Source organism: Porphyromonas gulae DSM 15663 (assembly GCF_000378065.1).
Lineage (GTDB): Bacteria > Bacteroidota > Bacteroidia > Bacteroidales > Porphyromonadaceae > Porphyromonas > Porphyromonas gulae.
In genome coordinates, this window is the sequence record NZ_KB899189.1 from 1 (window position 1) to 8,764 (window position 8,764).

At 37.9% G+C, this 8,764-nt stretch carries 8 protein-coding genes; all 8 read right to left on the reverse strand.

The window, feature by feature from the left end; translation table 11 throughout:
* Positions 1-355 precede the first annotated feature (355 nt).
* The gene (locus F452_RS0110070; protein WP_018966072.1) at positions 356-1,501 is read right to left on the reverse strand and encodes a DegT/DnrJ/EryC1/StrS family aminotransferase; all 1,146 of its coding nucleotides are present in this window, start codon (positions 1,499-1,501) and stop codon (positions 356-358) included.
* A complete protein-coding gene (locus tag F452_RS0110075; protein WP_026292379.1) occupies positions 1,494-2,516 on the reverse strand; it encodes an ATP-grasp domain-containing protein in 1,023 nt (340 codons plus the stop codon). Before F452_RS0110075 ends, F452_RS0110070 begins: the two co-directional genes overlap by 8 nt.
* Before the next feature lie 24 nt (positions 2,517-2,540).
* Complete coding sequence (locus F452_RS0110080) at positions 2,541-3,170, reverse strand: sugar transferase (protein WP_018966074.1); 630 nt, start codon at positions 3,168-3,170, stop codon at positions 2,541-2,543.
* Between the two features lie 14 nt (positions 3,171-3,184).
* Entirely contained in the window at positions 3,185-4,327 is a 1,143-nt protein-coding gene (locus tag F452_RS0110085) for a glycosyltransferase family 4 protein (protein WP_018966075.1), read from the reverse strand.
* Positions 4,324-5,517 carry a hypothetical protein gene (locus F452_RS0110090; RefSeq protein ID WP_026292380.1) on the reverse strand — a complete coding sequence of 398 codons (1,194 nt, stop codon included), beginning with the start codon at positions 5,515-5,517 and terminating at the stop codon, positions 4,324-4,326. Before F452_RS0110090 ends, F452_RS0110085 begins: the two co-directional genes overlap by 4 nt.
* Entirely contained in the window at positions 5,517-6,332 is an 816-nt protein-coding gene (locus F452_RS0110095) for a glycosyltransferase family 2 protein (protein WP_026292381.1), read from the reverse strand. Before F452_RS0110095 ends, F452_RS0110090 begins: the two co-directional genes overlap by 1 nt.
* A 31-nt stretch (positions 6,333-6,363) precedes the next feature.
* Positions 6,364-7,296 carry a glycosyltransferase family 2 protein gene (locus tag F452_RS11000; protein WP_018966078.1) on the reverse strand — a complete coding sequence of 311 codons (933 nt, stop codon included), beginning with the start codon at positions 7,294-7,296 and terminating at the stop codon, positions 6,364-6,366.
* Positions 7,289-8,764: lipopolysaccharide biosynthesis protein (locus F452_RS11005; protein WP_018966079.1), on the reverse strand; the 1,476-nt coding region annotated here is incomplete at its 5' end. The genes F452_RS11000 and F452_RS11005, both read right to left, overlap by 8 nt.

Here is an 8,764-nt window from a genome sequence, read left to right on the forward strand (position 1 = left end):
GACGAAAAGTGCCGTGCAATGGTCTCTATATACTATATTTCTTTGTTTTTCGATAGCGATACTGCCTTCGGGCCAAGGCAACCGCATCAAAATGTAAATACCTGATTATCAGTCATATTTTTGAGTGTATTCTTTATCTTTGAGTATAACCTCCAAAATGCAATTATCTGAAAATTAGCAACTTGTATTTTCTCGAAATTTTTGATGCGGTTGCCCTGGTAAAGATAAAGGACTACAAGCATTTTGTCGAAATATGCTTATATTTATTGGGCTATGAAACGAAAGTTTCTACAACTCCCTATTTTTTTCTGATAGCTATTAATTTATTGTATCACAGATATATAAATTGAAAGGCTCAGTTTCTACTCAGTTTTCTGATCACGTCACACACCCGTATTAAGTCTCTTTCCTGTAGTAGAGTACCGCTTGGCAGACAGAGCCCGTTCTCGAACAGTCTTTCGCTTGTACCGTTGCCATAGAATGGGCAGTCGGCGAATACCGGTTGCATGTGCATTGGTTTCCAAAGGGGACGGCTTTCTATGTTATCCGCTTCCAAAGCAAGACGCACATCCTCTCTGCTAAAACCTGCCTCTTCCGGATTGATTTCTATACAGGTGAGCCAAAAGTTAGAGTCAAAGTCCGGCGAAGGATTGTCCATGACTGTTATACCTTCGATGTCGGCCAATAATTCCATGTATCGCCTATGGTTATTCCTGCGTTTGGCAATATGATGCTCCAATACGTGCATTTGTCCTCGACCGATTCCTGCACATATATTGCTCATTCGATAGTTGTATCCGATGTGAGTATGTTGGTAGTGAGGAGCGTTGTCCCTGGCCTGTGTAGCATAGAACATCACCCTTTGGGCTGACTTTTCATCAGGGCAAATCAAGGCTCCGCCACCTGAGGTCGTTATCATTTTATTGCCATTGAATGAGAGGGCTGAGTATTCAGCAAATGTGCCGCAATATTCTCCCTTGTATTGAGATCCTATAGCCTCGGCTGCATCTTCCAATAATGGAATCTGATACTCTTTAGCGATGGCTGTGATTTCATCCATTTTAGCCGGCATGCCATACAAATGCACGGGGATAATGGCTTTGGGCTTTTTGCCGGTCTTCGCTATTCTGTCCTCGATGGTTTTCCGAAGGGCTTGGGGATCCATATTCCAAGTCTCCGGCTCACTGTCGACAAACACCGGATTTGCACCCTGATAGATGATCGGGTTTGCTGAAGCGGAGAAGGTAAAGCTTTGACAAATGACCTCGTCCCCTCGCTCTACACCCAGCATAACGAGTCCCAAATGTAAAGCAGCCGTGCCGGAACTGAGTGCTACCACTTTTTTCTTCTCTGTTTTTAGATAGGCTTCCAGGTCAGCCTCGAATCCATTAACATTAGGCCCTAAAGGTACCACCCAGTTTGTTTCGAAAGCTTCTTTGATATACTGCAGCTCTTCACCTCCCATCTCAGCCAGCGAGAGCCAAATACGTCCCTTATTCATGTGTTTTCTTAATTTCAATGAGTCTATCACATTTTGAAAATATAAGGCCATTTTGATATTGTAGATATTTGCTAATATCTTTTTCGCCTCGTAGCCAAGCCATATAGCAACTGGTGCCTTTTGCCCCTCCCTCGTGAGAGAATGGATATCCTCCCCCAAACCGGGCGTTTAGCTCTAATACATAGTATTTCCCATCCTTAACTAATACATCACAATCCAAGTTGCCTATATGTTTTAGATTTTCGGCGATTGTGCGACCAATATGTTCAAGCTGTTCGTTTATAACTGTTTCTGCCTTGTCTGTTTCTCCCGCACGCATGCTTAATTTCTTGCGAGCAAAAGTACCTACATAGTTGCCTTCAAAGTCATTAAGGATATCCATTCCGTATTCCTCCCCTTGTATCATTTCTTGATATAGGATCGCTTCGTCTAAAGCATTAGCACTTGCAGTGGAAAGAATCGTGCGATGTAGTTTGATTCGTGAAAGAGTATCTACAAGTTCAAACTCTTTTTCTTCCTGTGGAAATTCTATGCCGATCGAAGCACTTCCCCAACGAGGTTTTATAACAATCGGGAAAGAGATGTTACCATGTTTGTATGCCTCCATGAAAAACTCTTTTTTTGTGAATGTAAGCGGGGTTTCTAAGCCGATAGATTTCAGAAAGCAAGCTGTTTTATTCTTGTCGAAAGTCAAGTCAATTACACGATCATCCGAAACCAACAGTTTACATCCTAATTTTTCAAAATTATTTTTATTGGCAGATAAAATAGGTAATTCCAGATCATTCAAAGAAATGATGGCTTGTATATTATAGGATTTAACGATCTCTATCAGAGTAGGAACATAAGCCTGATCATATACAGATGGAACTATAATTGGAATATCTGCTTCTGCCATACCTGGAGCTGTATAGCTCATGTCTGTTGCAATGATGTTATCATCCCCACAAAAAGACTCTCTAAAATAATGTAGCAAATAATTGCGACGCCCAATACAGGTAAAAAGTATATTCATTTTTTGAAATGATAAATGTATTAATCAAACATTATGATCTTTTTTCATTCGTTCTTCTTTCAAATTTGTTTCCACTTGATTCGTTTCTACAGAAACATTTTTACTTGCTATAACACAATAAAACGACATAAAAAAAATCTTTATATCCAAGCAAAATGAAATGTGTTCAGCATAATAAACATCAAGTTGTAAACGATCGTCCCAGGCTATAGTATTACGTCCCTTAACTTGTGCTAAACCTGTAATGCCAGGTCGTATACTATGGCGTAGTCTTTCTTTTTCATTGTAATAAGGTAAATAAGAAACAAGTAAAGGTCTGGGGCCAATAATTGACATATCTCCTTTTAATACATTCAAAAGCTGAGGTAGCTCATCAATAGATGTTTTTCGAATGAATCTTCCTATTTTAGTCAGCCTTACACTATCTGGCAAAAGATTCCCTTCTGCATCTTTTTCATCAGTCATACTCTTAAACTTGTATAACTTAAAAATTCTCTCTCCCTTACCGGGTCTTTCCTGGATAAAGAAAACGTCTGCTCCATTATTAGCAATGTATAGCCATACAGATACCACCAATATGACGGGAGATAATACTAAGATCGCAACCAAGGCGAGGCAAAAATCGAATATTCGTTTAATTCCGTTCTTGTACATTTTGCTTATAATTGCTATGTAATTAGTCTTTGATATTCTGATAAGATTGCTTCCCAAATGTTTTTTTGCTCATAACGATTTAAGATTAGAGGGCGAGCTTCCTGAGCCATCTTGACCGTAGTAGAAGTATTTTCGATTAATTTTCTCATTGCTTCATACAAAGCTTGGGTATTGTGTGTTGGGACAATATACCCATTTTCTCCTTCTATAATAATTTCATTACATCCATTTATATCTGTTACAACAGATGGAAGAGACATAGCACAAGCCTGAATCACCACATTAGGGAAGCCTTCTCGGTAACTAGGAAAAACTAGGGCATCGGATGCTGCTAACCATGGACGAACGTCAGCCTGCCATCCTATTTCAGATATCGCTTGATTATCTTTGATAATTAAGATCGTTTCTTTCGAAATGGGATCTAGATCTGGTTCTTGTCTGCCAACCAATAGTAGTTTACATTCGGGATGCTCTGATTGAAGATGTTGAAATGCTTCTAAAAGTTCTTTGATGCCTTTGTCTCGGACAATTCTTCCAACAAAAATGAAAATGAATTTCCCTCCAATTTCTTGTCTTATCTGTATCGCCTCTTTTTTTATGGAATCAGTTAATGAAAAATACTCTATATCTATACCATTGATACTTCCATTCAAAATTTTTTTTAAAGGTTTACTTGTTATTCGCTCTCTTTGTAGAGTAGCAGCGACGCCATCTCCTTCTGGAATAACTTTAGTAGCACAAGCACAGGTAATTCGCTCCATCGTGATAAGTAGCCATCGAAAGAAGCCTGTTGCAGTTTCGAACCTCAAACCGGTTACCGTGTAAATGCGATGAGGAACTCGACAAAATTTGGCAGCAAGCATTCCTAAAAATGAGCCTTTAGGTGTATTTGCATGAACGATAAACGGCTTCTCTTCCTTGATAACTCGTATTAGCTCTAATAAAGCTTTGATGTCTTTAGTAGGGTTTATAGGACGCACTAAGTGTTTTATCAGGATAGTTCTAATACCTTCTTTTTCGCCCGTATTCTTTGCTTTATCTTCAGGTTCTCCGGAAACTCCAATTATTTCAAACCCATTTTCTGAAAGGAATCGGAGTTGTCCTATGAGAAGATCGAAAGATACCGAAGATGTGACGATTCTTAAAACCTTTTTCATTGAAGTCTTTTTAGCTGCCTTGAAAGTGAAATTTTTTTTTCTATTTTTTTATAACCGTAGTATAAGGACGCTAAGTAAAAATAAAACACAGGCGTCCTTAATCCAAATGTAGAGAAGCCATATAATAATGGACCTGCAGCAATAAGGATTAAATGTAGTGGGAGTCTTTTTAGCATGATTAATAAATGCGAAACAAAAAATACAAATCCTATTAGCCCATAGTAGAAGAGCAATCCCATCCAATTTGAATGTATCTCCTCTGTTCTACTAAATCGGCTAAATCCCCCATGACCGGATCCGAAAAGTAAGTACTCAGGATATTGGAAAAAGAGATTATAGCCTCTTTCATCCAATTGTTGACTTGTATCTGTGCTTTCTGTTCGCTCTAATATAAAAGAAATGGAATCTGATTTCTCCCAAAAACTAGATTCTATAAGTAAATAGGATAAAATTGCGATAAAAGATATAAATGTAATGAAAATAAATAGGTTGAACTTAGAATTGTTTTTTGTCTTAATATTCTTTCTTATATATATAAGGTAGCCAATGAACATTGGAAATAGCCCCAATAAAGCAGATCGAGAAGAAGAACTGATGCAAATCACAAACAGTGAAAAACCTCCTATTATTAACCATTTATTGTTTATCCCCAATAAGCATAGAATAGAAAAGCAACAAAGAGCCCAGTGTGCCATTTGGTTAGGATCATTGAAAAAAGCATTATATCTGGGAAAAAAATCGTATCGACCTATTCCAATAACATAGAAAAAAACAGTGAGGACTAAAGAAATCAGAATAGGCTTCTTGACATATTTCGTAAGTGCTTTCTCTTTTTGTGTGAAAAAAGTAGCTGCCGATAAAAAAAGCAAAAAATTGAAAGCACTATACAGGATATTGGGCAGGAATGTTTGGTCGGAATATAGGAAGGTGCATATTGCATTAATAACAATAGTATATAGAGTGTAAATCGCAAATAAAGTAATCGGTTTTTCGTTTAATGTCTTAAATGTAGGTGTTTTGAGAAGAGCTGTTAAAATAAATAATAAGGCCAAGACGTGAGCCGGTTGAGGTTGTCCACTTGGGAATATATAAAACTGTAGCGTTAGCAAACATAAGGAAAGCAAAAAGAATATTCTATTTTTCTTTTTGTCTCTTTCCCTGATCGAAGTGTATAAGAAAGCGCTATTCATTATTTGATCATTGAGTTATGGTTTCTTGGTTTTCTCACATGAGGCTTATACTTAATGGCTCTTTTAATGAGGAAATATACATATCTCTTTGCAGACAATCCTATGTCATAGATATTCCAAGAAACTCCTTTCATAGCCTCTTGGGCTGCATCTTTTTTATAATTGACAGGTTGCCTACAACTGTTATTGGGAGTACCGATCTCATATATAGATGTGATAGCAGGTGTATAGGCTACACTATATTTTCGTGCCAGTCTGTACCAAAGATCCAGATCCTCGCCCATCGAATAGTTTACATTAAACCCTTGTATCGACAATAAAACCTTTTTTTCAATGCAGACACATGATGTATGTATCACATTTGCTTTGATAGTTGCTTTGAAGTAGTTCTGTACAATCCCTTTTTTTATATCTCTTCTGTTGACATAGACTTCTCCGTCAGGAAATCTGCGAACGAAGTTAGTTACGAAAACGCTGGCTTGTGCAGAGTATTCAGTAATTAAGGTATATAATTCCTCAAGATGATTTTTTTTCCATTTATCGTCTCCATCCAAGAATGCAATGTATTCACCAAGAGCGATTTCTGTCCCTTTATTGCGGGCTGCAGATACTCCTGCGTTTTCTTGATGAACCATTATTATACGTCGATCTTGGATCTTCCCTACAACTGAAGGGCCGTTATCTCTTGATCCATCATTTACTACTATAACTTCAAAGTTATCAAACGTTTGAGATAATACCGAGTGTATGGTTTCAGAAATAGTTTCTTCTTTGTTGTATAGAGGTATCACTACAGAAAAAAAGGGAGACTTCATATCGATGTCAGTATTTTTTTGATTTTGACTTTTACTTTAATAGGAATTCGTATAAGAGAGCGAAAAGCTTCTCTTTGTATCCTGCTCTATGTGAGAATAGCACTGTTTTCCTATTCAATGGATATGATTTAATTCGGGTTATATACTCTTCGTATTCGCCTGTAGGTATCGTCGATTTTATTGTCCTGAGTGTATGCGTGAATCCTAACAGCCGATGATTGTATATGTAGGTGTTTGGAAATTGCTTGAGGTAATCGAGATTCCGAAAAGCAACACTCATCATATCTCTCGATTTTTTCGCGCTTTTCGCTGCAGTTATAGAACCCTCCCTTTTCAAATAATAATGAACTCCTATCGAAGAAATACCTATTCGGTTTACTGTTTCCGCTAAATCCGGTAGAATGTAGGAGTCTTCGTGTAGCATGCCCAATGGAAATCTTATTTCTTCCCATATAGATGCTTTGTAGATAGCCGATTGCAACAGCAGAAAATGTCTCGACCACAGAAAATCGACAATAGATTCTTTCCCCTCTTTCATACAAGGTTTTAGGTGAGCTTTGAACGGCCTCTGTTTGCCTGTATTATCTTCTTCCAAAGATATCGGAATTACTACCATATCAACCTCCGGGTGATTCTGCAAATACTTGATATTTGCTTCATAAAAGTCAGATGATACGTAATCATCACTATCGATAAAGGACAAAAAAGAGCCTTTAGCAACTTCAATACCAGTGTTACGGGCAGAGCTTAACCCTCCGTTTTCTTTATGTATCACTTTTATACGGTTATCCTTAAGGGCATAGTCATCACAAACAGCGCCGCATCTGTCCGGTGAACCATCATCGACCAAAATTAGCTCGAAGTCTTCAAAATCTTGCCCTATAATGCTTTTTATGCATTTTTCTAAGTAAGGCTCTACCTTATATACAGGGACAATAATGGATAAAATAGGATTTTTATTCATGTATGTAGCTCAGTTTGTTTTTGATTATATGAAATATACGCTGTGAAAAGTCTTTCATGCCTTTGTCTAACAGAAAAGTGATAGCGTACACGAAGAGAAAGAACAAGAGGAAATGTTTCAGCAAAAATATCGCCCATTTGGTGAATGAAAGTCCTGCATGTATATCAGCGGGGCCAAGCAGCCAATGAGTTGTAAAGCCTGATAATAGAATAACTGCACAGTAAAATAGATACTTGAGATAATACTTCCTCACGGGAATCGACAAGCCATTTCTACATAAGAAGTAGGGTTTCCAAATATGGACAATGAGTATTAGGCTGATAAGCACTCCGGATAGGATGCCTGATAGAGAAAAAAAGAGTCCTAATAAAATAGACAATCCCAGATTGAGGGCAGCCTCTGTAATAGGAGCCCATATATCTCTGAAAAGACCATAAGCGGACAAAAAATCATCGCTGATACGCGTAATGCTGGCGAATGTAATGCCAACGATCAGGAAAAATGGGATTTCTTCCAAAAGATATTCAGCACCTACCCACAAAACAATAAAACTATTTCCTCCAATCCATAAACAATAGGTGACGACTCCTGCTATAAGCATACGGCAGGCAAAATATTCTCCGAAAACCTTTAGGATGGATTCTCGTTTCCCTTCCGCGATAAGGTTTCCTAAAGTCGGTATAATACCACTGAAAATCGCAATCAGAAGAGAGATTAACCCTGATACTATCAGCATATAATTGCCATAGATAGCAACAAGTGTTAGGGTCGTATAAGCATAGATAATCAGAGGTGAGGTCTGATTGAGTACATACCCTGCAACCTTGTGGAAAAACAGTTGTTTGCTCTTCGTAAGTATTACTTCATGCTCCTTATATACGCTTTTTCCGATCCGGAAAGAAGTTTTCAGCCAAGGATAGGTCTTTCGAACGGAATATTCTAGCATGATTGCAGTCAGGAAAGCAAATACAAATTCGACAACTAACCAACCCTGATAGCTCCATGGCGAATAGTATAGCACCAGGATTTGGATAATAAGCTTGAGGAAGGTTAGACCTTTGGCAATATAGGTTATTTTGTATTGCTTTTGATCCGCGGATAGGATAATCTGTCTATAATTGACGAAGTAACCCAAAAGAGAAGAGGTTAGAAAGACTATATAGGTGGCATAGGCATACCATAACGGCAGATCTGTTTTTTGAAATATCCAGGGGAAAAAAAACATAAGAATCATTCCCACGATAATGATCAAAATAGCGATATTCCTGTATAGCCATCCCTGAACTGATACGATCTCGGTGATACCCTTTCGATTATTCTCCAGCAGAGGTTTGAACAATGCAAAAGATACGGCAGTACCAATCCCTAATTCCGATAGGTTCAAAAGGCCCAGCAAATTTGTGATTGTTGTATTCAAGCCCAATACCTCGGTTCCAAGGGAATCGATAAAAACTTTACGGGAAAAGAA

What these genes read in the sequence shown, in the direction of transcription:
- F452_RS0110075 (WP_026292379.1), bottom strand. Translation starts at nt 2,516, where the DNA reads ATGAATATACTTTTTACCTGTATTGGGCGTCGCAATTATTTGCTACAT.
- F452_RS0110070 (WP_018966072.1), bottom strand. Translation starts at nt 1,501, where the DNA reads ATGAATAAGGGACGTATTTGGCTCTCGCTGGCTGAGATGGGAGGTGAA.
- F452_RS0110085 (WP_018966075.1), bottom strand. Translation starts at nt 4,327, where the DNA reads ATGAAAAAGGTTTTAAGAATCGTCACATCTTCGGTATCTTTCGATCTT.
- F452_RS0110090 (WP_026292380.1), bottom strand. Translation starts at nt 5,517, where the DNA reads ATGAATAGCGCTTTCTTATACACTTCGATCAGGGAAAGAGACAAAAAG.
- F452_RS0110095 (WP_026292381.1), bottom strand. Translation starts at nt 6,332, where the DNA reads ATGAAGTCTCCCTTTTTTTCTGTAGTGATACCTCTATACAACAAAGAA.
- F452_RS11000 (WP_018966078.1), bottom strand. Translation starts at nt 7,296, where the DNA reads ATGAATAAAAATCCTATTTTATCCATTATTGTCCCTGTATATAAGGTA.
- F452_RS0110080 (WP_018966074.1), bottom strand. Translation starts at nt 3,170, where the DNA reads ATGTACAAGAACGGAATTAAACGAATATTCGATTTTTGCCTCGCCTTG.